The following is a 26311-nucleotide window of genomic DNA, read 5'->3' as shown; positions in this document are numbered from 1 at the left end:
GGTCTCTCTCCCCCGGGTGTTGTTATTGCCGTTAAATCAGGATTTCGATATCGCCCGCCGGATAGGCCACGCAGGCATGCGTCCAGCCAAAGGCGCGGTCCGAGCTGCGCAGGCGCGACTGCGGCGGGTTGAAAACTTCACCGGAAAGGATCTTGATCCGGCAGAGGCTGCACTCTCCGGAGCGGCAGGCGTTTTCCACCTGAAACCCGTTGCGCTCCAGCGCGTTAAGCAGCGGCTCACCCGCGCGGGTTCTAAAGGATCCGCGCCCACGCACCGTCACCGTAACCTCTTGGTCGAGCGTCACATCGGCAGGCCAGCCGCCAAGCAGGTTCGGAACGGGCGGCGGACCATTGGCTTCGACGTGTACCTTACGTTCCGAGACGCCGAGCTTAGTCAGCTCGGGCTGGCAGAAGTCATACATCGCATTCGGCCCGCAAAGGTAGAAGGTCTTACCTTCGAGCGGCCCCACCAGTTTGGCAATCAGATCCGCATTCAGAAAGCCGGAATGCCCGGAATAATCCGCGTCAGGTTCCGAGATAACCTCGTCAACCGTCAGGGTTTCGTGACGGTCTGCGAGTTGATGCAGCTGTTCGCGAAAGATGACATCACCGGTATTGCGGGAGCCATAAATCAGGTGAAACCGCGGCGGGTGGGCGGAGCTGAGAAAATTGTGGATCATGCTCATAGCCGGAGCCACGCCAGAGCCGCCAGCCAAGAACACCAGATCATCGCCATGGAACAACGGGTTGTGGTAGAATGTTCCCATCGGGCCGCTGGACTGAAGCAGCTGTCCCTCCGTCAGGCCGCGTACCAGATAAGGGCTGACAAATCCGCCGGGCACCTCACGCACAGTGATGTCGTAGTGGGTGCGGATCTGCGGTGGCGAAGAGATCGCAAAGGGACGTGCGGTGTGCGTTCCATCAACCGTTACGAAGAGATTGACGTATTGCCCGGCCTGAAACGGCGGCAGCATTTCACCATCTGACCGGACAAGCCGCAGCGTAACGGCGGTTCCGGTTTCGCGGATGATCCGGCGGACTGTCAGGTTCAACCGCTTGGGATGAAGTGCCGCGATCTGCTTAGCAGTTGCAAACCGGTCTTTGGTGAAATCGGTGCCGGACTGCGCCAGTTCCGCCTGTTTGGCCTGTGCCGCGTCGTAACCGGCTAGAACACTGAGAGGGTTCGATGAGGTCATGTTTTACTCCGCTGCAAGATGGGTTCTGTGATGGCGCACCACAGTATTGGCCGCCGCATGGCCGGACATATAGGTGGGCTGGAAACCGCCCGGGCCGGTCCATGCACCTGCGAGATACAGGCCCTCCGGACCTTTGAGGCGCTGGCGGAACACCGGAGTTTCAAGCGCGTTCTGGTCAAAGCCGTAAATCGCACCGCCGGGAGTGTTGAGGTAGCGCATTACGGTGAGGGGTGTGGCAACCTCAACCTCCTCAATATGAGCCTGAATGCCCGGATAGACCTGTTCGGCCAATCGGATCAGCCGCTGAGCAAACTCATACTTGGTTTCAAAATATGCCTCTTGCGGAATGTCCTCCCAGACTTTTCCGTATTGCGCGCACATCAGCCCGATCACTGATCTCCCTTCGGGCGCAAACGTGGGGTCGTCGTAGTTGTAGCAAGTCAGCAGGCAGCCGGCCGGATCGTCCAGATTGTTGGCGGTATCAAAGACGGCACGATCATCCAAATCGGAACAGATGAAGTTCGATGCGGCCGTGATGCCCAGCTCTTCCGGAGAGACATCAAGCCCAAGATATACGATGAACCCTGACACACCGACACGGCTGTGCTGGAAGGTTTCGCGCACCTGCGGTTCCAGGGCTTCAACGTCCAGAAGCTCGTTGAAGGTATGAATGGAACTGGCGTTTGAGACCACGGAAGCAGCATTGAAACGCGTCCCATGTTCTGTTGTCACTCCAGTGACACGGCCTTGATCCGTATGAATCTTTGCCGCAGCAGTGTTGAACTGCACCTCGCCGCCTGCCTCCAGAAACGACTGAAGCAAAGCGTTGGACATTGCCTGCGATCCGCCCCGGATGTGATAGGGTTTATAGTGTGCATAGAGAAAGAACATCGGCCCCAGCTCAACAAAGGGCAGCTCATCCAGCGGCAGGCCAAGATAGGGCCAATATGCCCCCAGCGTAGCCTTGAGCCTGGGATCTGAGAAGAATTCATCCAGGACATCCTGAGAGCTGCGCACACCGTACCGCACCACATTCGGACATTTTTTATGTAGCGCCCCAGGGTCGCCTGCCCCCTTCACGCGTGGAAAAACGCCGTAGTACTCCTGACACAGGGTGCCGCACAGCTGAACAAACCGCGCGATGGCGTCAGCTTCCTGCGGGAACTGCGTGCTTAGCACATGGATGAGGCCGGGAATATCCGCAGGCAGGGTGATATCGACCTCACCTGGCACGCAGAAGCGGTAGACTTCGCCTTCCTCTACAAACTCGACCTTGTCGAGCACGCCCAGATCCCTGAACGTGTCGCGCAGCACAAAGGGGTCGGCTTCGGTGCCGAGACCGCTCAGCTGGTGCAGCGCCACCTCAAATTCAAAATCGCCGCGTACAAAAGACGTGCCGCAGCCGCCCGGGATATTGTGGCGTTCCAGAAGGAGAGTGCGCAGGCCTTTGCGCTGCATCCCCGCAGCGGCTGAAAGCCCGGCATTGCCAGCGCCAATAACGATGGCGTCAAAATCCGTCATAACTCATAATTCTCCTGATTGTATCTGATCGGGCCTAGGCCAGTTCATGCGTGCCGGCACAGCTCAGCTCTTCCGCCAGTAAAAGACCTTGCTGAATGGCGCGTTTGGCATCCAGTTCAGTGGCCAGATCAGCGCCGCCAATCAGATGCACAGGAAGCCCGCGATCGCGAAGGCCCTGTTCAAGGTCGCGCTGCGGCAGCTGGCCCGCGCAGACAACCACTGTATCCACTGCGAGCAGGCGCGCGGTGCCGTCTACGGTGATATGCAGCCCTTCGTCATCCACCCGGTGGTATTGAACACCGCCCAGCATTTCGACTTTGCCCAGCTTCATTTCCGCACGGTGAATCCAGCCCGTGGTCTTGCCCAGGCCGCTGCCGAGGCTGGTGGTCTTGCGTTGCAGCATGGTGATAAGCCGGTAGGGGGCATCAGGCGTGCGGTCTTTCTGCAACCCGCCCCGCGCCTCATCGCCACCGGTGCCCCAACTGGGATCAATTCCCCACTTGCGAAAGAACGCAGGCAGGTCGGCGTGCTCCTTTTCGGGGTCCGCCAGCAGAAATTCACTGGTATCAAAACCGATGCCGCCTGCACCGATAACTGCAACCGTCCTGCCGGCGGTGACGCGCCCGGTAAGGATATCTATGTAGCTGCACATCTTGGGGTGATCCGCCCCCGGAATGTCCAACGGCCGCGGCTTGATCCCGGTCGCCAGCACCACACGGTCAAAGCCTGTACCCAGATCCTCGGCAGCAACCGCTGTGTTCAGCCGCAAGGTGACGCCCGCGGCTTTCAGGCGCTGGCTGAAATATCGCACAGTTTCATCGAATTCTGTCTTGCCCGGCACATTGCGGGCTATATTCAACTGCCCGCCAATCCTGTCTGCAGCTTCAAACAGCGTGACGTGGTGACCGCGTTCCGCAGCTTCACTGGCAAAACTCATTCCTGCGGGCCCGCCGCCCACAACGGCGATCCGCTGCGGTGCATCGGTCCGGGTGCTGGAATAGACTGTTTCATTGCACGCACGCGGGTTCACGAGGCACGAACAGGTCTTCATGCTGAAAATATGATCAAGACAAGCCTGATTGCAGGCGATGCAGGTATTGATGCTGTTGTCCTGCTCTGCCTTTGCCTTGGCCATAAAGGCCCCGTCAGCCAGGAAAGGCCTGGCCATCGACACCATATCGGCATCACCGCGGGCCAATGCGTCTTCGACCTGTTCGGGTTTGTTGAAACGATTGGAGGTAATCAACGGAATGGAGACCTCGCCCATCAAACGGGCTGTGACCCAGGAGAACGCCTGCCGGGGAGTGGCCTGGGCGATGGTGGGCACCCGCGCCTCGTGCCAGCCGATCCCGGTATTCAAGATGGTGGCCCCTGCAGCTTCAATGGCCTTGGCCAACGTGACCACCTCAGGCCAGCTGGAGCCCCCGTCCACCAGATCGATCATCGACAGGCGGTACATGATGATGGCGTCGGGGCCGACCCGTTCGCGCATCCGGCGCACGATTTCCACTGGAAAGCGGATGCGGTTTTCATAGGAACCGCCCCAACGGTCAGTGCGGTGGTTTGTTCTTGCGGCAATGAACTGATTGATCAGGTAGCCTTCGGAGCCCATGATCTCGACCCCGTCATAACCGGCGTCCCTAGCCTGGCAGGCACAGGTTACAAAATCATCGATCGTGCGCTCGATATCCGCGTCCGTCATTTCTCGCGGAACATGTTGTGAAATCGGCGCCTGAAGCGCTGTCGGGGCAACTGATCCAGCGGCATAGGAGTAACGGCCCGTGTGCAAAATCTGCATAATAATGCGGCCACCTTCACGATGCACCGCGCCGGTCACCACCCGGTGAATTGCCAACGATTTCTCACTGTCGAGCCGAGCAAAACTGTCAGGCTCCCCCGGGATCCCGGTGCTCCCCTCAAAGTTGGGGGAAACCCCGCCGGTGACGATCAAGGCGCAGCCGCCCCGGGCCCGTTCGGCATAGAACTCAGCAATTCTCTCACCAGTCTGATCGATTTCCTCCAGACCGGTGTGCATGGACCCCATGATGACCCGATTGGGCAATGTAACTGTGCCAAGATCAATCGGGCGGAACATATTCGGGTATTTCATTCTGTTGTCCTCGCTGGAGTAATTGGGATCGGGGAAACCGGCGGCGACTGATTGCACATATGCCGCACGGCCTGGTTTAAATCAGGCCAGAACCGGGCTGCGGTAGCGGCGCACCAACCAGGCAAACCCAAGCCCGGTGACATAAGCCATAGGCAGGTAGAAGAACGTCGGCGCCAGCAGTTCCGGGGCATTCAGGATGCCAATGATCACCACAATTGCCATGGAGATATTCTGCATTCCAACTTCAACGGTTACCGATCGGGTTTCCTGTTCGGTCAGCCCCAGGCCACGCCCCAAAGCAAAGGCCAGTGACATCATCAGCACATTGAGCATGACCACAGCCAGTAGAGCCTCAATCGAGGTCAGCAGCTCAATCATGCTGAACATGAATAGAAGCGAAGTGATCAGAACGATGCCGAACCCCCCAATGAAAAGAGGGCGACGGATCGCCTCAGCAACCATAGGCACCCAGCGCGCCAGCGCCATTCCAGTTACCACCGGCAGAAAGGTGGTCAGGAAAATGCGGGCTGCAGTCGACCAGAACGGCAGCTGCAGACGGGTGTCTTCCCCAAGAAACTGATCAATTGCGGCCCCGACTAACAGCGGCACTGTCAAGAAGGCGGCAAGGCTGGAAATCGCGGTCAATGTCACCGAGAGCGCCACATCGCCCTTGGAAATAGCGCAGACTGCGTTGGATGGCGCGCCGCCGGGACAGGCAGAAATCACAACCAGCCCCACAGACAACGCGGGCGACAGGTCCAAGATGATTGCAATGGAGGCCGCAACAGCCGGCAGCAACAGGATCTGACCCGCCACTCCAAGCAATAAAGCACGCGGCTGTGTCAGCACGCGACGGAAATCCGTGACCTGCAGTGTGCTGCCCATTGCGATCATGACGCCGATCAAACCGGCAATCGCAATTGTGGTGATAACAGCTCCGATATCCATGTGGCCTTCCTCCCCTTAGGCAAGCGTATTCAACGCCGGCCATCACTTAGCTTACACTGTAAACCAAATGACTTAAGTTAATAGCGCAAACTTGCGAACGCTGCGTTACTTTTGGGAGAATGCGCGGATGGAGGTTGGGATCTTTTCGGAGAAAATCTGCTCAAGCTGCTGAATTTCCAAACCAAAAGCAAGCTTGCGCGATAGATGAAGCTGTACCATTCCATGCAGAGAGGACCACAGCCAATGAGCCGCAAAATTGCAATCAATCGCTAGATTTTCTGCTTCGGCAAAGGCCGTCACAGCGTCGAGGTTGACGTGCCAACTGTCCGCTTCACGGCTGATCGAATCGCCGAAATCGGCGGTAATCTGCGCGTAGTTTTCAAACTCCCACGCGTCAAACATCAACCGGTAGTCATTGGGCGCCTTGAGAGCGAATCCTACATAAGCCTGCGAAACAGCGACCAGCGCATCGGTCGGCGTTTGGGCCACTGCCTGGGCTCGCCGCATATGCGTGGTGAGCCGCTGAAATGCTTCCAGCCGCAGCTCCATCAGGATGTGATCCTTGCTGGGGAAATGCTTGTAAGGCATCATCGCAGACACCCCCAAATGCTTAGCAATAGAGCGCATCGACAGTGCGGAGATCCCACCGCGCTCCAGCAGGTGACGTGCGGCTTTGGTGATGCCACTGCGCGGGTTATCGGTTGAGGCAGTTTTCATAGCGCAAGCGGTCTCCGGTGGCGTCCAGAGCCAATATCCGGCAAAGGCTGGGAACAATCCATCAGCTTTTGCAGAAATTCACCGCAGGCAGGCATATACTGCAGGGGCCAACCGGCCCCTGCGGTCAGCGGATCAGCGGCGCACTGTTATGCTGATCGTCCCCATCGAGGCCGATGCATAGGTGACGACCTGCCCTGGCTGAAGAAACCGCTTGGCCGCAAGCTCGTCCTGGATGAACGAGGCAATAACGCTGTCATAACCGGAAGCCTGGCCGACGAAGGCACCTGTGACCACATGCCGGATGACACCCCGTGCCATGTGACGCGGAGAAGGCGGCATGAAAATAACTCCTTCCGGCGTGCCTGACATAAGAACCTGGCCAGTCGAAACAACAGCATCTTCAATCAGCTGATATCGATCGCCCTGATAGAGGAACCGGGTAGAAACGGAATCATCCAGAACCTTTTCCACCAACTGGCCAAAATCGAGGATCATTTGACCTCCGCGCGCGTCCTGGCGCAGCGCGCCGTCCAGCCGCGTCTCGATACGCTCTTGTGCGACAAAGCTTCGCCAGTCCACAGGAATAACAAGGAACGGACCGCTTGGGAGATAGCCGGGGCCGCTTTTGGCGTCACTGAACCCCGATCCGGAATCAAAGTTGTCTGTATCGATCATCTTCAGCAACGTCGACCGATCGGTGAAATCTCCGCACAGAAAGAACCCCTTACGGGCCGCCTCGAAATCCGCCAGCGATGCGATATCGCGATCAAACCGGGCGCAGATCTCCACTTCGTAGTCCAGCAGAACCTCCGGGTCATATGCTACCGACGTGACAGGCGGCGTGGCTACGCCGAACTTGGGAAAGCTGAACACAGAGCTGCTGGTGGTTTCTTCGGCATGTTCCGGGAAATTTGTGCCCGATCCGATATGGCGATGCCCCTTGCCTGCTGCCGGCAAGAACTGAGACAGCGGATAGCCTTGCGTCACAGTGCGGCCCGCCTCGCCCACGGCCTTACTGTATAGCGCAACCAACTCGGCCTCTGGGACCTCTTCCAAGATCTTAAACAGATCCAAATCTGCAGAGACACCATGCCCGGTCAGGTCTACAGCTGTTACGGTGGTCTCGGACAGGCCAGTAATCAAAACGGGCACAGCACGCCCATCCTCTCCTTTCACCTGCCCAAGGGTGATCGCCTGTTCGATGGGCAGCACGCCGGAAGACAAAGTTCCCGCTTCTAAAGAGATGGGGTTCAGCCGGTCCGGGTCGTCATTCAGGGCAAAGATCCAAAAGAGAAAGCCTGCGCAGATGGCGCCAGCGGTCACAGCAATACGTTTCATCATTACCTCGGTCATAAAAGGTGAGCGGACAACCCCGGCAAACGCCGGGGCCGCTGTTTAAAAGCGAAAGAAGATGCCGGAAGAAATTTGGGTCTGGCCACTGTCAAAGACGATGGGGCTGTCTTTGGCATCCCCCACCAACTCGGCATGGGAAATTCCCAGAAACACACCGGTCCGCTCTGACAAAGTGTAGGATGCCTGCAGCTGTATCCCGGCACGTTCAAGGCCGGATCCTGCCTCATAACGGGAAAAAGATGAGGGCCCCGCTTCGGCAGCGGAAACCCCGTAAAACGCCTGATTGTAAGAGCTGTCCGCCCAGGTCACAAATGGCTTTGCGGACAGGCTCAGGCGCGGGGAAACCGCAGTGGAAAACTCGGCGGCCAGCGTGGCGCGGGTGCCTTCATGGCCCCCATCGCTAAGGCCATGGCTGATATCAAGTTCCAGATCCGCAATCCCAAGGTCATACTCGATAATTGCGGTGAACAGGGCGCCGGCCTCAACATCTCTCAGCCCGGTCAGCCGGACATCATCCTCGGCCAACCGTTCGTCAAAGTCATAGCCGACAGCGAAACCCAGCGACAGGTCACCCGCGCCGTAGTTGCGCAGCGCATAGACCCCTAAACCACGCTGGTTCAGGAAGACGCGGTCGCGCCAGGTCAGGTTGAAGATCGGAAACGCTGATGAGCTGGATTCGTCCGAACCCGGAAATTCAGGCCCGTAAGACGCGCCGAGACCGATAACTCCAGTTAGGCTCTTGCCTTCGGCAGAGGCCATTTGCGGGAGAGTTAGAATGCAGGCCAGAACCGCGCAGACAACTGGTGGAGCAGGAACAAGTTTGTGCATTTGTACACCTTTCATGCGATCAAGTACCGGCCCGTTTGCAAAGTCGGTTTTCACGAGGCCGGTGCCGTGCATCTGTCTCAACCCACACAGAAATCACATGGCAAGTTCATGAAAACGGCGGAGAAATACTCAAGTGGGTGCAGTGCTGTCATGAACGGTCAATGTGCTACCGCTCGTGAAATAATGGTTTAATGCTGCCGGTGCCGGGTTAAACAGAAGACAATCGACTTGATCCCTGCCCTCAGGAGGCAAGTGACATGCCCCAAGTAACACCCCACAGCAAAGACAGGCCAAACCAGCTTGATACTGTGTTTCAGACCCTGTTCGGGCTTCGTGACATAAGCTGGCAGCAATTGGCGGGATATTGTCTTTGGTTTTCTGTCCTTGGCAGCGTGATCATTACCAGCTTTGAACCGGTCGCCACGGCTGAACTGCATGTGGCGCTGGCCGCTCTGTTGTGGTTCCTGCACCTGTTAGTGGCAACATTGCTGATGTCGGGTGTGACCGTGCTGGGGGTACTGGCCGGTCTGCGGATGCCCTGGCCGCTGGTGCTTGCAGTGTTACTGTTACCGGTGCTGCTCACCCCGGTGTCATTCGCGCTCGACAGCTGGTTCGGCGGTGAACCACGCGGCATTACCCGGGGTTTCGGCCTGGGCTGGGAATTGCTGATGGAGTTCTTGGACATTGTTACGCCGTCGCTTGGACTGGCAGCGCTGGCAGGTATCTTTGCTTATCGCGCAGCAGATCTTGCACGCCGCTACCAGCGCTCGCTGCTCGCGGTTCCATCAACGGAACCCGCGTTGAAAACCGTGGTGCCTGAAGTTCCCCATCATTTGGGTGATGACCTGATCCGGGCGGAAGCACAGGGCCATTACGTCAAGATTGTTACTGCTGCGGGTAACATCACGCTGAAGCTAGCCTTTTCGGACTGCGTTACAGCGCTGAAGCCCTTTCTTGGGGCGCAATGCCATCGGTCGCATTGGGTGCGCTTCAAACATGTCACGTCCATCAAACGCCAAGGCAGCGCCTATACCTGCCTGCTCGAAGACGGCACCGAAATCCCGGTGAGCCGCCGCCGTTACGCAGCGTTGCGGCGGAAGTTGTGAAAGCGGCGCAGCAGATCGCTCAACTGCTGCGGCCTCCGGCACCGGGTATCATTCGCGAGAACACACCGTCCCGATCCACAAGCGCATGTTTCAGCGCCGCTGCCAGATGGACGGTTACGGCAGTGACGATCAACCAGTAAGTCACGGCATGCAGGATGTGCAACAGACCATAAAGAGAAGCCGGAGCCAGACCAAAGCTGCTGTAGTCCACCCCGATCAAAGCCGGTACAAAGGCGGTCTCAACCGTTGAGGCCAGGAACAACCCGATGCAGATCTGGAAAATAACCAGCCCGTACAGACCCCAATGGACAATCCGTGCTCCTATTCTGCTCCATGGGCCAACGCTGTCAGGCAACGGCGGCGCCGGATGGATGAGCCGCCAGATCACGCGAAACAGCATCAAACCGGCCAGGACAGTCACAGCCAGCCCGTGGCTGCCGTATTCGGCGACTTTCTCTGCCTCCGGACGGTCGGCCAAGCCGTTGGCCGCAAACAGAATAGCGATCAGATTGATTGCGACAGCCCAATGCAGCAGCTTATCCATGCGGCCATAGCTTCTGAGGGTCGTGGTTGAAACTGGTGGATGGTTCATTTTATGATCTCCATTCGATTGCCGCAGCCCCGCCGGCACAGGGGCCAACGGGGCTGTCAGAGCTGTCGAAAAACTGTCTTCAATGGCGTCGGCAGCTATCAGTACGCGCCGCTATTGCGCGCAAATCTTCACGCCGGGCTGAAAGGCTGAACCGATCAGCAGCATGTCCTCGTAAGGCACAGCAACGCTTACCGAGGACTGCAGGGAACCGTCGTTCTCCATAACCAATTCGCTCTTACCAGTGTCCGGTTCGACACGGTAAACCTGAAATGGTGAGAGTGCGGTTGGATCTTTGATATGACCGTCAAACGCCATCAGGTTCAAATGCGACGCCACCCAAAGCTGGCCATCCTCGGCAATGCGCACGTTGTCAGGCGCCTGCCCAACAGGGATTTCACGCTGCAAAGTCAGCACGTTGCTGGCCTGATCCCGGGCAAACACCTTAACCACACCTTCGCGTAGCGCAGTGGCGTAAACAGTTGAGCCGTCCGGCGTTGTCGCAACTCCATTGGCGAATGCCATTGGTTCCAGAATTTCAGTTTCGCCCTCATCATAGACCGACAGATCGCTGATCTTGCGGGCGAACATCATCTCAACCATGTTCCCAAAAGCACCAAAGGCCCCACGATCGTTTGAGTAATAGAACGTATCAAGATCAACCGCACCAATCCCGTTGGGTGATTTGATGCCATCGCTGGTGTGATGCTTGGCCAAGGTCAGCGCGTCTACGCCAACTTCGAAGACATAGACATCGTGCCCCGCTTGCGGATCACTGGCGCTGCGATGGTTCAACACGAAGAGATACTGCACGCCATCAATGGTCTTCAGATCCATCCCATGGGGAAGGAACGGCAAGCTGGGGTCCAGGCCGGTCAGCGGCATTTCCACCAGCTGGTCGCTGCCATCCAGCACAAGCCTGTGCAGCGCGCCGGTTACTTCTTGACCTGCCATCCCGGTGCGCCGGTCAAAAGATGAAATATAGGCCACACCAGCATCGTAGTCGGCAATGATATCTTCGGCCCCGACCATCTGACCAATCGAGCGGCACTGACCATTGTAAGCGGTCGTTACGGAGTTAAACGCGCCAAGTGAAGAAACCGTGGCCGCCCCACCTCCAGCCAGCAGCAGCATGATGGCAGCAGTGGAATAGATCAGGCGTTTCATAAGGTTATCCTTTGATTGAATTGTTACCGCGCGGCAGCGCGTAGCGTGTTGCCGCTTCGATGATGTCTCTGATCACAGGCACGTGTTCAGCTTGGGCTGGCGCGTAGAGCATGACGAATGTTTCGGTCGGAAAGATCCGCTTGAACCGCGCCATGGAGTGCAGCTCGCCCCACCCCTTGTCGAGTATCTGTTTAGCGTCGCTGGGGCTGAGGATCGTATGCATCGATCCGTCGCTGGGGTGGAAATGACCAATCTCACCACCCAGGCCTGTGGCGGGGTTCCCTCCCTCCACATCGCGCAGCCAGATCGCCTGATTGTGTTTCTCATATTGGCTAAGTTGGTAGTGCAACCGGTCATCATTTCGGGCAACAATGCCATCGAACATATTCGATAGCTGCTGCATCACGCCTCGATCGGGGATCTGGTCAGTCTGACGATGCGGCACAGCATGGGGCGCAACGGTTGGGCGCGGACCTGCACGAGTGGGTAAATCGCCTAAAAATGTTTGATCGGTACTGCCGCCAAGTTTGCCGGCAAATACTGATTGATCATAGGGATCGCCCGCCATCGGACGCATAGCTGTGACCGCGAACCATCCAAAGATGTTACTTGGCAGCCCACCCTCCCCCAACGCGATCCAAGCGCGGTAGTCACGAATTGCCCAGACCAGCGCCGCCAGCAGGGCAAAGACAACAGCAGCTGTAACCATGACCCAACCAAACAGGCTGCCACCGGTTGCGGACCAGCTTTGGTGCTGCCCCCAGGCAAACCCGATTGCAGCACAAACCAGCACCGCATTTGCCACATGAAATATTCGCTGCACCCACATCTTCTGAACTCTCTTCCGCTGTGCTGATTGGCTTTTCAGCCTAGTCGGCACAGCTAAAGGCGAAATGTGGATTTACCTCAGACTAATGGTGAAAACGGCTCACCCGAATTTATTTGCGAAGACCAGCGCGAAAGGCACCGGGGGAGAGGCCGAAATGCTGTTTGAAAGCCTTGGAGAGGTTGCTGGGATTGTCATATCCCGCCTCCTCCGCAATCACGCTGAGGGTGACATCTCTGGAGCGCAGGCGGCGTTTGACCATTTCGAAACGCTCGCTGTTTTTGATATCAAGAAAGCTGGCGTTTTCGCTTTTCAACCGTCTTTTCAGTGTGGCCGGCGACACATGCAGCAGAGCCGACACGCTTTCAACCGCGCCCCTAGAGAGACCTAGTTTGCCAAGCGCCCATTTCACCTGGCCTACGGTACTCAGCGTCGCAGGCGGCACCGAGAGCTCATGTTCGATGCGTGACCTTGCAGCGGCCTTCAGATCGGCAGCGCCGGCCAGGGTGCGGATGCGCAGATGCGCCGTCGGATACCGCAGAAAAGTTTCGGCCTGCGAGAACACCAATTGCAGGCCGGGAGGCACCGTATCCGGCGGCACACCATCTTCCGGACAGGGCCAAGCCAGATGCAATTGCCCTGGCAAACTTTCTTCCTGAGTACCTGTTATCGCGCGGGCGAGCCAAGCCAGATTGATCAGGCTTGAAATCGCATGGAAACGCACGGCTTCATCCGGAGTATCAGGATTTCCGGAATGGACAACGATGTCGTAGTAACCGGCTGCACTACGGGTTTCCAGGAACTGAGCACCGCCCGAGCGCGAACCATATTGTTCCGGAAGCTGTTCATAGGCTTCGCCGAGGGTTCTGGCACTGCGCAACGCCAGGCCAAAAGCACCATGTGTCTGAAAGCTCATGGCGCGGCCGTACCGCCAGGGCAGCAGCGCATCATCGCGGGCCTGGGACAGCAAATTCAACACCATACGGCTATAGCTATTGCTGCGCACGTGGCTTGGGGCGGCGACCAGGTCGCGCAGGTGAAGCCCGCTGCCTTCAAGCAGCAATTCAGCCGAAACCCTTGAATCCGCTGCAAAAGAGACCAGCAATTCAGTATAGCTGAAAGGAAGAGCGTAGTCTCCTTCACCGATGGCATCACCCTGTTTCATGACCAGCCACAATAACCGCACGAAAAGACACCGGCAACTTCAATTCCGGTGTCTCCGTTCTGGGCTGATTAGCGGTGTCAGGTCATGGTAAAGGTCAGCTGCCCCAGCCATTCGGCATCCATCTCGACCAGGTCGCCGGGCTTCAGGTAATCAGGGTTGTTGCGACCAGATTCGAGAAACTTAGGAATGCTGACATCCAGCGGCATGCTGGCAAAAATTGCCTTTTGCTCGGCAGAAACCTGAAAGGTCACCCCTGCTGGTGTGCCAGTAACGATGAGGTCGCCAGCCCGCAGTTTCTGATCCGGCGCAAACGCTGCCGCCCCCTCCAGAATCTGCCGGGGAGTATAGATCAGGCTACTGACAGGCTCGCTTTGTCGTATCTTTCCGTTCACTTTCAATTCCAGCCGGACAGCAGGCAGCAGATCCCGTGCTTCGGCATCAGGCACCCAAAGCGTACGCCCACATGGGAAAAAACCGTCATAACTCTTGCTCGCGGACCAAAGAACATATCGGTCACGCGTCAGCTCGCCCATCATCTGGACAGTTCGCGACGTCACATCATTGGCCAGAAAATAGCCGATCATAGGCAGTTGCTTGGCTGCTTGCAGCTCTGACAAGGTGCAATCTTCCAGCAGCTGAACGCCCAGTTCGATTTCAAAATCCATCATCGGCACCAGCTGGTCTTTTAGCGCCTCGACCCGTTCGCAGAGTGATGGTTCAGCGCTGATGACCGCGCGAAGAAGAGTCTCCATCGCCGGAATCGCTACGCTGTCCTGGCCCGGCTTTGGTGCGGCGTTCTTTAGAAAGACAATCGGTGTTTCCGGTGTCTCAGATCCGGTTTCTCGGATGTGGTCCGCGTAGGCAAGACCGAAAGCATAAGCAAAACCAGTTGTGGGAAGGAAGTCTTGAAGCGTGCCCTCCTGAGGGCCTGTGGTCAGTGGCATGGTGTGTCCAATCATTTGAAAGCAAGCCGCATTTGGCGGTGGCGCTCAAACTGAGTGATCCACGCCCGCTTTGGTTGCTCCAGAAACTTAGGCACCGGTCAGAGGTTTAAGAAGTTTCAAAGCGATCAGGACTTTGGTGATTTCAGCTTATCGGCAGCGGCGCCGTTTGGGTGCGCTGGGAAAGAAGCCGGCCTTGCAAACCTGGCGGGCCCACTGATTGCATACAAAAATTCCGGTCAAGCCTGACAATGTCAGGTGCAGCTTCAAGAACCATCCAAAGTCCCGCTGGTAAGCCAAGCAGCTGACCTCTTCCGCAACCGTCTGCCTAGGTCAGGGACAGACCAAGATCTCACGCAGATCGCCTGCGCTCCTTTAACCATACAGTTGATCCCTTTCACTCTCGAACCAAACTACTGTGATCACTTATTTCTGTGTAACGGAAAAATTGTCAGCCACAGTACCGGAGACGCATTGTATGACTTCCCATCCGCGACAGTATGATGCCGTCATCATTGGCGGAGGGATCGCCGGCATTGTTACGGCCCTAGGATTGCTGGATCAAGGCCGGTCCGTCGCCATCCTGGAACGAGACAAGCCGTCCAAATTCGGCGGCCAGGCCTACGAAGCCTTTGGCGGCATGTGGTTCACCGGCACACCTATTCAGCGCAGCAACAGGATTAAGGATACAAAGGAACTTGCCACCCGTGACTGGCTGCACGCCGCTGAATTTGGCCCCGAGGACGTGTGGCAGAAGAAATGGGCGCTTTCCTATATCAATAAAGGTTCTACCACCGTCTATCAGTGGCTCACCAAAGAACTGGGGATCCGCTTCCTGCCTGCGCCGGGCTGGGTGGAACGGGGCGACTACATGTCGGGCAATTCAGTGCCCAGATATCACATCATGTGGGGGTCATCGGAAAAACTGACCCGGCTTCTGGTCAAGCGGCTAATACGTCACAAGAAACGCCACAAGCTGACGCTATTCTTTCACCATGATGTAAGGCAGTTCATCCAGAAAAGCGGCAAAATTATCGGCTGCATTGCTGAAAGCAACGGCATTGAGCGTCGTTTTCAGGGCCGCGACATTGTCATTGCCAGCGGCGGCGTGACAGGCAGCGAAAATGAGGTCCGCCGTCTCTGGCCCGCCAATTGGCCCAAGGCACCGGATTACATCCTCAACGGGTCGCATGAGTACTCCGATGGCAAGCTGCACCGAGTTGCCGCGGAAGAACTGTCAGCAAATGTCACTCACCTCGACGCCTTCTGGAATTATGCAGCCGGGATACACCACCCCTACTCCGACCGAACCGATCCCAAACATGGCGCCAGTTTGATCCCGCCGCGATCCGGTCTCTGGGCCGATTGCTACGGACGTCGCATCGGCCCGATGCCGCTGGTTTCAGGGTTCGACACCCGCCATTTATGTCAGCGGGTTTGCGAACAGGAACACGGTTACACTTGGCAGGTGATGAACTGGAAGATCGCCAAACGCGAACTCAACATTTCCGGCGCCGTTTTTAACACTGCCATCCGGGATGAAAGAAAGCTCACGTTTCTGGCCAACCTGCTGAGGGTCCCCGATGACTTTCTGAAGGAGATCGAACCCCTCAGCCAGGACATCATTACTGCCGATAACCTGGGTGACCTTGTCGCGGGCATGAACGGTCTAACCGGCAGCAACCGGATCGACAAAGCCGTGCTGGAAGCAGAGCTAACCGAATTTGACCGGCAGCTGACAGCCAGTGACGATCAGGTCAACGATGACCAGGTACGCCGCATTGTTGGCCTGCGCCACTGGAAAGGCGACCGGCTGCGGATCTGCCGGGGCCAGCCTATTCTCGACCCTGCTGCGGGGCCGCTAGTCGCGATCAGGCTGCATCTGATTACCCGCAAAAGCCTGGGTGGCATCAATACGGATCTATCCTCGCGTGTGTTGCGCTCTGACGGATCGGCCATTGACGGGCTTTATGCCGTTGGCGAGGCCAGCGGGTTCGGCGGCGGCGGCGTGAACGGGAAACGGTCTCTGGAAGGGACCTTCCTTTCTTTATGTATTTACAACGCGATGAAAGCCGCCTCGGCCATCAATGCAACCTACTAAGCGGAGATAATTACGTGATCAAAGAACAAATTCAGACAAGCCTTGGCAGCATGGCTGTTGCGATCAGTCAGTCGTCAAACCCCAAGGGAACTTTGGCCTTCTGGCCCGGCATGTTTTTTGATGGAACCATGTGGGACCCGGTGCTCGACGCCTTTTTGCCAGACTACAACATTCTAGTTATCGATCCGCCCGGCCATGGTGGCTCAGACGCGCCCCAGAAAATCTTCTCGATCAAAGACTGCAGCGTGATCCTGCGCGAGATATTGGATCATCATGCATTGCCTAGCTGCATGATCGTTGGGCTATCCTGGGGCGGTTTTGTCGCCCAATCCTTTTACAAGCATTTTCCGGATCGATGCGATGGTCTGGTTCTGATGAACACCTGTGCCTCCGGTCCAAAACGATCCGAGAAAATCATGTTCACAATCATCCCCCGCCTATTGGCCAGATTTGGAGTGAAAAACTTTGAAAGTGCGCTTACCAATGCCCTGCTGTCCAAATCCGCAGCCAAGGGCAACCGCATGCTGGTGAGCAAGCTGCGCAACTACCTGCATTTGCTGGACTACAAGGCGCTTAAACCTGTTCTGTTCAGCGTCATGAAACATCGCGAAGATCTCTCAGATTGCCTCAACGGAAGCGACATCCCTTGCTTAGTGATCTATGGCGACCAGGATCCAGCGATGGACGCGGTCCGGTCCGAGCATCTTATCTCACGCATGCCCGCCAATGTATCAATCACCAAGCTGCCAGTCGGGCATAATGCCGTCCTGGAAGCCCCAAGTGATGTGACCGCCGCAATGAAAAGGTTTCTTCTGGCCTGAACACACGCCGTTTCCCGGCGTCTCTGCCGTTGTCGAGGCGGCCGGGGAGCGGTCTCGCGCGGCGTTCCCGGCGGCGCTCTAGTTCTGCGACCTATGCCGCTCACGGAACTGGCCCGGGGTCTCGCCGAAATATTGCCTAAATGCCTTTGACAGATTACTAGCGTCGCTGAACCCAGTGCGGGCGGCGATCTTGTCAATTGAGAGCTTGCCAAGCAAAAGGTACCCGGTTACGCGGTCAAACCGGACCTTCTTCTTGATACTGATGAAAGAGGTGCCTTGACTGTTAAGCTGACGCTTCAGCGTTGCCGGGGAGACGCCAAGACGGTGCGCAGTCTCCTCAAGTGTAGGCAGTTCCGGCTCCACTTTGCGGAACACCCAATGCACCTTTTCAACAACTCCCGTATCGGGTGGCGGCACCTCCATCTCGACTTCGCAGCGACGCAACGCTGCATCCATCAAACTTGGGCTGCTGGATGCAATCCGCGCATGCAACCGCGGCTTCGGCAGTGAAATCAGACTCTCCGGCTGATCAAAGCACATTTTTGTGCCTGGCGGGAGCAAGTCAGCCGGGATTTCCTTGCCCGGATCTGGCCAGGCAATCCGCACTTCTTCATCCAGAAAATCCGCTTCGGATCCCGTCAACCGCCGGCTCATCCAGGCAAACGCGACCAAACTGGAGATCGTATTGAAGCGCACAATATGATTTGGGGCATTGGGTTTTGAGGAACGAACAACAACCTCACAGCGGTTTCTTGTCATCTCGATCGAAACCGATTGCGCATAGCCAGTGCGTGTTGCAAAAAACATCGGCAGGAGATCAAAGAACTGCTGCAATGTGGCACAGCTCTGAAGCGCAAGACCGACAGCACCGTGAGAAAGTTCGCTGATTGCCCGGCCATACTTCCAAGGCAACAGCGGATCGCAAGAAGCAACCACAAGCTCATCAACCAAACCGTTATATGTGTCGCTTCGAACGAAAAGCGGTCTTGACAAATACTTACTTAGAGAAATGTCAGAATTGGAAAACAAGGATTCCGGAGAAACTCCATATTTTGCAGAAAATGCCACCAGCAATCCAAGGTAATCAGCTGATATCAGGAACTCCCCTGTTCCTATTGCCGCGTCTATCTTCGCAGTTTTTGCCATGAGCTTTAATAACCATAGCGGGGAGCTAAGTCAACCTCGTCACCAAGCAAGACTAAAGCGCTATAATAACACACGGGAAGGCTGCGGACGGGAAGATGACCCATTGCGCAGAAATAAAAACAGGGAGGAAAAGACCATGACACTTATCGGACGAGTACTAGTGATTAGCGGGATATCGTTCATGTTTATCGCATACTCACAATTTATCCCGACATCACTTTCTACACCATTGATCGCCGATTATGTAAAGAACCACTTCATCCGGGAAGTTACCTTTGGCTTAACCTTGGCCTGCATGACAATATACCTAACCTTCAACGCAAAAAATATTTACGATTGTCGCCGTGTAGCCGCTCTCGGTTCCATTGTTGTAATGCCATTCTGGGTCGCCTGGACATTTGGATGGTCGACCGGTGGAATTAGTGACGTCTGGGGAGATTCAATTTCACCAAATGGAGCATACATGATTCACGTACCTCAGATTTCACTATTCCTTTCGGGCCTCCTTTTTCTTTTTTCTGGGCTACGAAATAGGGTGACGACTATTACCGACTCATCAAGTAACGTTCAAATTTAAGCACAAAACAACAACGTTTAGAATCTGGACGGCGTTGATGATGTGACCGCCCCCCGACGGCATCACTGTGCCAAGGTGGGTCTGCAACGATCCACAAGGGAGAGCGGTCATGTCAGAGATTATCACGGTCGGGCTCGATCTGGCGAAGAATGTGTTTCACGTCCACGGGGCAGATAGAGCGGGGCAGCCTGTTCTGCGCAAGAAATTGCGGAGGGATCAGGTGCTGGCCTTCTTCAGCGGGTTGCAGCCCTGTGTTGTCGCGATGGAAGCCTGTGGCGGCGCTCATTTCCGGGGTCGTGAGATCGGCAAGCTGGGTCATGATGCACGGCTCATCCCACCCGCCTTCGTGAAGCCCTTTGTCAAACGTCAGAAAAATGATGCAGCCGATACCGAGGCGATCTGCGAGGCCGCGCTGCGTCCGACGATGCACTTTGTGCCTGTGAAAAGCGAAGAGACGCAGGGTGCGGCGATGGTGTTCCGCGTGCGTGATCTTCTGATCTGGCAGCGGACCCAGGCCATCAATGCACTGCGAGGGCATTTGAGCGGGTTCGGGCAGGTCGCGCCACAGGGGGCGGCCAACGCGTCGAAGCTGATTGCAATCGTCGAAGCCCCGGAAAGCGGCTTGCCAGCCGATGCCATCCCCGCACTCAAGGTGCTGATCGCGGCCCTGACCCAGTTGGAGGCAGAGATTGTCAAGCTCGATGCCGAGATCGCCCGCCGGGCCAAGGAGAACGACGTGGCGCGCCGCCTGATGACGGTGCCGGGCATCGGCCCGCTGATCGCTGCGGCCATCGCGACTCTTGCGCCGCCGCCCGAGACATTCCGCAAGGCCCGGGATTTTGCGGCATGGCCCGGCCTCACGCCCCGCCAGCATTCGACAGGCGGCAAACAGCGGCTGGGGGCCACGACGACCCTCCCGGGACATTGCATGCCGCAATGCCCTGCCGGGCAATGGATGGGCGAGCGGTCCCTCAGACGGTTGCTGATCATTGACGCCAACAGCGTCATCATCAAGCGTCACGTCCATGCTGCGGCCCGGCCGGGCACCTGGCTGGCTGGAAGGCTGTCACGCAAGCCACCGATGCTGGTGAGGGTGGCGCTGGCGAACAAGATGGCGCGGATCGTCTGGGCCCCCTCTCGGGACATTGCTGCGCAATGCCCTGCCGGGCAGCGGATGGCCCGCGGCGGCGTCTACCAATCTCCGGCCGCGGTGGCATGAGCCAGCGGTAGGTCGCGAGGGCGCCGGAGCGTAAGAGGGCAAAGAGCAGTTTGGCGCAACAGTCGTGAGACGGGATCGGGAAAACCAGGTGGAAGCCAGGTGGAAGCCAGGAGCCTCGTGCCTGCATCAACGATTTGGACCCGGCCTTCGAACACCATACATGGTGTGATTGCGGCGGTCGCTCTCCGATGGCGAACGAGGCCCGGTATGTTGGCCTCATGGATAGTAGCCGTGAGGAGAACGACCATGAAACACTATGCCGGTTTGGATGTATCGCTGAAAGAGATTTCGATCTGCGTCGTTGACGGGGAAGGCAAGACCATCGTGCGCGGCAATTGCCCTGCGGACCCCGAGGGCGTTATGGGCTGGTTTCGAAATCGATCGCTGACACCGCAACAGATTGTGCATGAGAGCGGGATGCTCTCGATCTGGCTACAACGCGGGATGGCCCGACTGGGATTGCCCGCGACCTGTATCGATGCCCGTAAAGCGCACAAGAGCCTGTCGGCCCGACTCAACAAATCCGATGCCGGCGATGCGGAAGGGCTGGCCCAACTCGCGCGCACCGGCTGGTTCACGCCGGTCCATGTCCGCAGCGAAGGGGCGGATCGCCTGCGTGCCCTGGTGGGCGCTCGGGAACGGCTGATCCGTCTCCGCAAGGATCTCGAAGGGCATATCCGCGGCGTTCTTAAGACTTCCGGAATCCGAATGACCGGGAATGGCCAAGGTCGGCAGCGCCAGGCGTTCCGCGATCAGTTGGCCGCCGCCGGGGAAACCGATCCGCTGCTGCGTGCGATCGCCGATGGCTTCATCGCCACGCATGCCACGCTGTGCCAGGCCGCTGCCGATCTCGACACTGCCGTGAAGACGAAGGCCCGCGCCCATCCCGTGGCGCGTCGTCTGATGACCATTCCCGGCGTCGGCCCGGTTGTGTCGCTGAATTTCATTGCGCTGGTCGATGAACCGGCGCGGTTCGGCAAGATCTCGGATGTGGGCGCATATCTCGGGCTGACGCCGAAACGGCACCAATCCGGCGAGGTGGACTGGTCGGGCCGGGTGTCGAAATGCGGCGACGGGGTTATGCGGAGCCTGCTGTTCGAGGCCGCGACCACCCTGATCACCCGAGTGCAGAAATTTTCGACGCTGAAAAGCTGGGCTGTCCGCCTTGCAGGACGACGAGGCTTCGCGAAGGCGGCCGTGGCAGCCGCGCGGAAACTCGCCGTGCTCATGTTGACAATGTGGAAGAAAGAAACCGAGTTCACTCGGACAAAGGAGGCCGTTGCCTGACCTGAATTTCCGCCTCGGCTGGCGGGGAGCGAAGTCCCGAAGGGGCGGAGGTTGGTCGATCTCGCGCGGGCCGATGGGAAGTGGAGTATTCCGCAAAACCCGAGCCATACATTGAAGACGACCAGCACCGACTGAACCGCACCGGGTTTGCCGGAGGCTTCAACTCCTGAGTAGGATGAAGTCACAATGAGCAAGACAACCAACAAGTATTCTCCTGAGGTCCGCGAGCGTGCGGTGCGCCTGGTGCTGGACAAGTGAGCCATTGAAGGCGCCATTGGTTCGAGCCCAATGGCAAACGGCCAGCACAGTTCCCGCTGGCAGGCAATCATGCCGGTCTCTGCGAAGATCGGCTGTTCGGCGCACACGCTGAATGAGTGGGTGAAGAAGGCGGAAGCCGACAGCGGCAAGCGGGCGGGTGTTCCAACTGATGCCGCCGGCAGTGCGGGTCGTTCGCGCAGCGGTCAAATGATCCGGGGGATCATTTGATCGCCCAAACGAAGGCGCTTGAGCGGGAGAACCGCGAGCTGCGCCAGGCGAACGAGATTCTCCGCAAGGCATCGGCGTTGACCTTGTCACTCGGACCAGTGGCGTTCCTACGGTCAACTTTGCGATGGCGGAGCTCGACCGCCGGTCGAAGTGATGGTGTCATTCATCCGCTGCCCGGCAGCGCATGCCAGCATGCGCGAGAGGGGACATGCATCGCGGTGAGCATGGGGTCGAGCCGATCCGCACTGTCCTGCCGATTGCCCCTTCCACGTATTACGAGCACCTGGCGAAGCGGGCTAATCCGGCCCGGTTGTCGGACCGTGCCCGGCGTGACGAGGCATTGCGGCCCGAGATCCTGCGTGTTTTCGAAGAGAACTGGCGGGTCTATGGTGTGCGGAAGGTCTGGCGGCAATTGCAACGGGAAGGTTTCGACGTCGCCCCCTGCACGGTCGCCCGGCTGATGAGAAGCATGGGTATCCAAGGTATCATCCGGGGTAAGCCGCACAAGACGACTGTGCCCGACAAGAAGGCCCCATGCCCGCTGGATAAAGTGAACCGGCAATTCCGTGTGCCTGCTCCAAATATGCTCTGGGTCAGCGATTTCACCTATGTCGCCACCTGGAAAGGGTTTGCCTATGTTGCCTTCGTCATTGATGCCTATGCCCGCAAGATCGTCGGCTGGCGCGTCAGCACCTCGGCGCATGCCGGGTTTGTTCTCGATGCCTTGGAGCAGGCTGTTCATGAGCGGCGCCCAACAAAGGCGATGGGGCTTGTTCACCACTCTGACCGCGGCAGCCAATACCTGTCGATCAAATACACAGAGAGGTTGGGCGAAGCTGGTATCGAGCCCTCTGTCGGCAGCGTCGGGGACAGCTATGACAATGCTCTGGCTGAAACAATCAACGGCCTATTCAAAGCCGAGGTCATCCACCGCCGGGGCCCTTGGCGCAACTGCGAGGCGGTGGAATACGCAACACTCGAATGGGTGGATTGGTTTAATAACCGCCGTTTGCTTGAGCCTATCGGGAACATTCCGCCGGCAGAAGCAGAGGCCAATTTCTACGCCGCTCTGGAAACTGAGGATATTGCCGCGTAACTAACTGAAATCAGCCTCCGGCAAACCCGGTGCGGTTCACTACCGGGTGAAGCGTGAGATCCTGCCCGACGGCACGCTCAGCACCGGCGACCGGGAGATCGAGCCGGACGAGGCTGCCGTCATCACCCGGATCTTCCGGGATTACGCAGACGGGCTTTCCGCGCGCTCAATCGCTGCCGCGCTGAACGCCGAAGCAGTGCCTGCTCCCCAGAGCGGCAAGGGCACCGGAGTCTGGAACCCCTCAACGGTCTCCGGGAACATCAAGCGCGGCACCGGCATCCTGAACAACTAACTCTATATCGGACGGCTGGTCTGGAACCGGCTGACCTATGATACCAACCCGGACAACGGAAAACGCTTGTCCCGACTCAACCCGCCCGAAGACTGGAAGACCGAAGAAGTCCCACAGCTTCGTATTCTGGATGATCAGCTCTGGCAGGCGGTGAAGACGCGCCAGGGGGAGGTGCGGCAAGCGATGAACCCGGCGGGTGTTCTGACGGAACGGCCGAAGCTGGAACGCGCGCGCCGGCCCACGTATCTGCTATCAAGCCTCTTGCGCTGCGCCTGCTGCGGCGCCAGCTACACGCTGATCAACAAGACGCGCTACGGCTGCGCAGGTGCCCGCAACAAGGGCGCTGCGGTCTGCACCAACCGCGCCACCATCGGCCGGACAGAAGTGGAAGAGCGGGTTCTCTCCGGGCTGAAGCAGCGCCTCCTGGCACCGGACCTGCTGGCGCAGTTCGCGGAGGAATACCGCAAGGCCTTCAACGAAGCCTCCGCGGGGGCCTGCCAGGACCGGCAGAAGGCCAAACGCTCCCTCAGGAAGGTGGAGAGCCGGATTGCCAACATCCTGACCGCTATTGAGGACGGCATGTACACTGCCTCAATGAAGGACAAGATGTCTGAGCTGGAGGGTGAGAAGGCCCGCCTGGAGGCGGTCATCGCGGACAATCCGGAGCCCCCTGCCCTGCGGCTGCATCCAAGCCTGTCGGCGCGGTACCGGGATCTGATCGAAGATCTGGCTGGGTCCCTGAATGCGCCAGAGGTGCGGCGGGAGGCGACAGCGTCGCTGCGGGCGCTGATTTCGGAGGTGCGGATGGTTCCCGACAGTGCTGCGCCGGGCGGCCATCAGCTTGAACTTGTTGGGGAATTGGCGGGGATCATGGCTTTGGGGGGCCTTGAATCGGAAAAGCCCCCGCTGTTTGCGGAGGCTTGGTCGGAAACATTGGTTGCGGGAGCAGGATTTGAACCTGCGACCTTCAGGTTATGAGCCTGACGAGCTACCTGGCTGCTCCATCCCGCGTCAGGTTTTTTTGAGACCGTATTGAGAGATATTTGGATTTTACTAGGTTTGGCGGTGACCTACTCTCCCAGGGCTTGAGCCCAAGTACCATCGGCGCGACAGTGCTTAACTTCCGGGTTCGGGAAGGGACCGGGTGTTTCACTTGTGCTGTAGCCACCAAACCGAGAAAAATCCAAATACCGAAGGCATTTGGATTTTTCTCGTGTGGCGGTCGGCAGCGTATTTACGAAGTAAATGCGCGAGAGACCGCACCTGAGTTATGTCACGGGGACATTGCCAAATGCGTTCGGCTGCAATCAACGTTGTCCAAGCGTTTGTATTATGGGATGTGTTTGCTTGTTTGGTTTTTCCGTAACACTGTCTGTTACTGGATCAAATCAAGCCTATCGGGCGATTAGTACCGGTCAACTGAATGCATTGCTGCACTTACATCTCCGGCCTATCGGCGTGGTGGTCTTCCACGGCCCTCAGGGATACCTTGTTTTGAGGGGGGCTTCCCGCTTAGATGCCTTCAGCGGTTATCCTGTCCGAACATAGCTACCCTGCACTGCTGCTGGCGCAACAACAGGTCCACCAGTGGTTCGTTCACCCCGGTCCTCTCGTACTAGGGGCAACTCCTCTCAAGTATCCTACACCCACGGCAGATAGGGACCGAACTGTCTCACGACGTTCTAAACCCAGCTCACGTACCTCTTTAAACGGCGAACAGCCGTACCCTTGGGACCTGCTCCAGCCCCAGGATGAGATGAGCCGACATCGAGGTGCCAAACACTGCCGTCGATATGGACTCTTGGGCAGTATCAGCCTGTTATCCCCGGCGTACCTTTTATCCGTTGAGCGATGGCCCTTCCACTCGGGACCACCGGATCACTATGGCCGACTTTCGTCTCTGCTCGACTTGTCAGTCTCGCAGTCAGGCTGGCTTCTGCCATTGCACTCAACGAGCGATTTCCGACCGCTCTGAGCCAACCTTCGCGCGCCTCCGTTACTCTTTAGGAGGCGACCGCCCCAGTCAAACTACCCGCCACGCAGGGTCCCGGATCCGGATAACGGACCGCGGTTAGATATCAAGAGTGCGAAGGGTGGTATCTCAAGGGAGGCTCCACCGCGACTTGCGTCACGGTTTCGATGCCTACCACCTATCCTGCACATCACAATCCTGATACCAGTGCGAAGCTGTAGTAAAGGTGCACGGGGTCTTTCCGTCTAACCGCGGGAAGCCTGCATCTTGACAGGCAATTCAATTTCGCTGAGTCGATGTTGGAGACAGCGGGGAAGTCGTTACGCCATTCGTGCAGGTCGGAACTTACCCGACAAGGAATTTCGCTACCTTAGGACCGTTATAGTTACGGCCGCCGTTTACCTGGGCTTCAATTCGGAGCTCTCACCCCTCCTTTTAACCTTCAGGCACCGGGCAGGCGTCAGACCCTATACGTCGTCTTGCGACTTCGCAGAGCCCTGTGTTTTTAATAAACAGTCGCCACCCCCTGGTTTGTGCCCCCGGATTCCACTTGCGTAGGACCCGGGCCTCCTTCTCGCGAACTTACGGAGGTATTTTGCCGAGTTCCTTCAACATCGTTCTCTCAAGCGCCTTGGTATTCTCTACCTGTCCACCTGTGTCGGTTTAGGGTACGGTCTGATGGAGGGCTATTTCCAGGGACTGATCAGCAGCCCATTCAATCCGATAAGGATGAACTACCTTCACAATCCGTCACATCCTCCTGGCCCACGAATATTAACGTGGTTCCCATCGCCTACGCCTTTCGGCCTCGGCTTAGGGGCCGGCTTACCCTGCTCAGATTAGCTTTA

21 protein-coding genes, 1 tRNA gene, 2 rRNA genes and 1 pseudogene (1 of these 25 only partly in view) are annotated in these 26311 nt (G+C 57.6%); 9 read left to right on the top strand and 16 right to left on the bottom strand.

The window, feature by feature from the left end:
• Nucleotides 1-31: 31 nt before the first annotated feature.
• From K3555_RS04320 to K3555_RS04290, 7 genes are all read right to left on the bottom strand, one after another.
• The gene (locus K3555_RS04320; protein ID WP_260007513.1) at nucleotides 32-1195 is read right to left on the bottom strand and encodes a 2Fe-2S iron-sulfur cluster-binding protein; all 1164 of its coding nucleotides are present in this window, start codon (nucleotides 1193-1195) and stop codon (nucleotides 32-34) included.
• A gap of 3 nt (nucleotides 1196-1198) precedes the next feature.
• Entirely contained in the window at nucleotides 1199-2716 is a 1518-nt protein-coding gene (locus K3555_RS04315) for an NAD(P)/FAD-dependent oxidoreductase (protein ID WP_260007512.1), read from the bottom strand.
• A gap of 34 nt (nucleotides 2717-2750) precedes the next feature.
• Nucleotides 2751-4826, bottom strand: coding sequence for an NADPH-dependent 2,4-dienoyl-CoA reductase (locus tag K3555_RS04310; protein ID WP_260007511.1), 2076 nt, complete (start codon nucleotides 4824-4826; stop codon nucleotides 2751-2753).
• Between the two features lie 81 nt (nucleotides 4827-4907).
• Nucleotides 4908-5774 (bottom strand): bile acid:sodium symporter family protein, encoded by an 867-nt coding sequence (locus tag K3555_RS04305; RefSeq protein ID WP_102883841.1) that lies wholly within the window; start codon nucleotides 5772-5774, stop codon nucleotides 4908-4910.
• Nucleotides 5775-5879: 105 nt separating this feature from the next.
• Entirely contained in the window at nucleotides 5880-6491 is a 612-nt protein-coding gene (locus tag K3555_RS04300) for a TetR/AcrR family transcriptional regulator (RefSeq protein WP_260007510.1), read from the bottom strand.
• A gap of 132 nt (nucleotides 6492-6623) precedes the next feature.
• A complete protein-coding gene (locus K3555_RS04295) occupies nucleotides 6624-7844 on the bottom strand; it encodes a fumarylacetoacetate hydrolase family protein (RefSeq protein ID WP_260007509.1) in 1221 nt (406 codons plus the stop codon).
• Nucleotides 7845-7886: 42 nt separating this feature from the next.
• Nucleotides 7887-8672, bottom strand: coding sequence for a MipA/OmpV family protein (locus K3555_RS04290; protein WP_260007508.1), 786 nt, complete (start codon nucleotides 8670-8672; stop codon nucleotides 7887-7889).
• A 257-nt stretch (nucleotides 8673-8929) separates the two neighbouring features.
• On the opposite strand from K3555_RS04290, the gene K3555_RS04285 reads away from it, so the two are divergent.
• Nucleotides 8930-9778 (top strand): LytTR family DNA-binding domain-containing protein, encoded by an 849-nt coding sequence (locus K3555_RS04285; RefSeq protein ID WP_260007507.1) that lies wholly within the window; start codon nucleotides 8930-8932, stop codon nucleotides 9776-9778.
• A gap of 19 nt (nucleotides 9779-9797) precedes the next feature.
• On the opposite strand, the gene K3555_RS04280 is transcribed toward K3555_RS04285, so the two are convergent.
• The 5 genes from K3555_RS04280 to K3555_RS04260 all read right to left on the bottom strand — a co-directional run bounded on the left by K3555_RS04280 (nucleotide 9798) and on the right by K3555_RS04260 (nucleotide 14469).
• Nucleotides 9798-10370, bottom strand: a complete 573-nt coding sequence (locus K3555_RS04280; RefSeq protein WP_260007506.1) for a cytochrome b — start codon at nucleotides 10368-10370, stop codon at nucleotides 9798-9800.
• A 111-nt stretch (nucleotides 10371-10481) separates the two neighbouring features.
• Nucleotides 10482-11534: an SMP-30/gluconolactonase/LRE family protein gene (locus tag K3555_RS04275; protein ID WP_102873770.1), complete on the bottom strand. Its 1053-nt coding sequence runs from the start codon at nucleotides 11532-11534 to the stop codon at nucleotides 10482-10484.
• 4 nt (nucleotides 11535-11538) lie between these two features.
• The gene (locus K3555_RS04270; RefSeq protein ID WP_260007505.1) at nucleotides 11539-12357 is read right to left on the bottom strand and encodes a luciferase family protein; all 819 of its coding nucleotides are present in this window, start codon (nucleotides 12355-12357) and stop codon (nucleotides 11539-11541) included.
• 115 nt (nucleotides 12358-12472) lie between these two features.
• The gene (locus tag K3555_RS04265; protein WP_260007504.1) at nucleotides 12473-13423 is read right to left on the bottom strand and encodes an AraC family transcriptional regulator; all 951 of its coding nucleotides are present in this window, start codon (nucleotides 13421-13423) and stop codon (nucleotides 12473-12475) included.
• 179 nt (nucleotides 13424-13602) lie between these two features.
• Nucleotides 13603-14469 (bottom strand): fumarylacetoacetate hydrolase family protein, encoded by an 867-nt coding sequence (locus K3555_RS04260; RefSeq protein WP_260007503.1) that lies wholly within the window; start codon nucleotides 14467-14469, stop codon nucleotides 13603-13605.
• Nucleotides 14470-14944: 475 nt separating this feature from the next.
• Here K3555_RS04260 and K3555_RS04255 point away from each other — a divergent pair, with 475 nt between their 5' ends.
• Together K3555_RS04255 and K3555_RS04250 are read left to right on the top strand one after the other, a co-directional pair.
• Nucleotides 14945-16567, top strand: coding sequence for an FAD-dependent oxidoreductase (locus tag K3555_RS04255; RefSeq protein WP_260007502.1), 1623 nt, complete (start codon nucleotides 14945-14947; stop codon nucleotides 16565-16567).
• Nucleotides 16568-16581: 14 nt separating this feature from the next.
• Entirely contained in the window at nucleotides 16582-17388 is an 807-nt protein-coding gene (locus K3555_RS04250; RefSeq protein WP_260007501.1) for an alpha/beta fold hydrolase, read from the top strand.
• A 78-nt stretch (nucleotides 17389-17466) separates the two neighbouring features.
• Here K3555_RS04250 and K3555_RS04245 read toward each other — a convergent pair whose 3' ends face one another.
• Nucleotides 17467-18534: an AraC family transcriptional regulator gene (locus tag K3555_RS04245; protein ID WP_260007500.1), complete on the bottom strand. Its 1068-nt coding sequence runs from the start codon at nucleotides 18532-18534 to the stop codon at nucleotides 17467-17469.
• 136 nt (nucleotides 18535-18670) lie between these two features.
• On the opposite strand from K3555_RS04245, the gene K3555_RS04240 reads away from it, so the two are divergent.
• The 6 genes and pseudogenes from K3555_RS04240 to K3555_RS04215 all read left to right on the top strand — a co-directional run bounded on the left by K3555_RS04240 (nucleotide 18671) and on the right by K3555_RS04215 (nucleotide 24469).
• A complete protein-coding gene (locus K3555_RS04240; protein ID WP_260007499.1) occupies nucleotides 18671-19111 on the top strand; it encodes a hypothetical protein in 441 nt (146 codons plus the stop codon).
• Between the two features lie 109 nt (nucleotides 19112-19220).
• Nucleotides 19221-20330 (top strand): IS110 family transposase, encoded by a 1110-nt coding sequence (locus K3555_RS04235; protein WP_260007498.1) that lies wholly within the window; start codon nucleotides 19221-19223, stop codon nucleotides 20328-20330.
• Between the two features lie 246 nt (nucleotides 20331-20576).
• Nucleotides 20577-21617, top strand: coding sequence for an IS110 family transposase (locus K3555_RS04230; protein ID WP_260007497.1), 1041 nt, complete (start codon nucleotides 20577-20579; stop codon nucleotides 21615-21617).
• A gap of 288 nt (nucleotides 21618-21905) precedes the next feature.
• Nucleotides 21906-23199 (top strand): annotated as a pseudogene (locus K3555_RS04225) (IS3 family transposase).
• A 46-nt stretch (nucleotides 23200-23245) separates the two neighbouring features.
• The gene (locus K3555_RS04220) at nucleotides 23246-23491 is read left to right on the top strand and encodes a recombinase family protein (RefSeq protein ID WP_260007496.1); all 246 of its coding nucleotides are present in this window, start codon (nucleotides 23246-23248) and stop codon (nucleotides 23489-23491) included.
• Between the two features lie 183 nt (nucleotides 23492-23674).
• Nucleotides 23675-24469, top strand: coding sequence for a zinc ribbon domain-containing protein (locus K3555_RS04215; RefSeq protein ID WP_260008482.1), 795 nt, complete (start codon nucleotides 23675-23677; stop codon nucleotides 24467-24469).
• Here the strand turns inward: K3555_RS04215 and K3555_RS04210 are convergent.
• The 3 genes from K3555_RS04210 to K3555_RS04200 all read right to left on the bottom strand — a co-directional run.
• Nucleotides 24426-24502 (bottom strand) — tRNA-Met (locus K3555_RS04210). The genes K3555_RS04215 and K3555_RS04210 overlap by 44 nt on opposite strands.
• Before the next feature lie 46 nt (nucleotides 24503-24548).
• Nucleotides 24549-24663 (bottom strand): 5S ribosomal RNA (rrf, locus tag K3555_RS04205).
• Nucleotides 24664-24875: 212 nt separating this feature from the next.
• A 23S ribosomal RNA gene (locus tag K3555_RS04200) occupies nucleotides 24876-26311 on the bottom strand; it runs 1408 nt beyond the window's last position.

This window comes from Leisingera sp. M527, assembly GCF_025141525.1.
Lineage (GTDB): Bacteria > Pseudomonadota > Alphaproteobacteria > Rhodobacterales > Rhodobacteraceae > Leisingera.
Note: the sequence above shows the minus strand (reverse complement) of the source record. Positions and strands in the feature narration are given on the sequence as shown.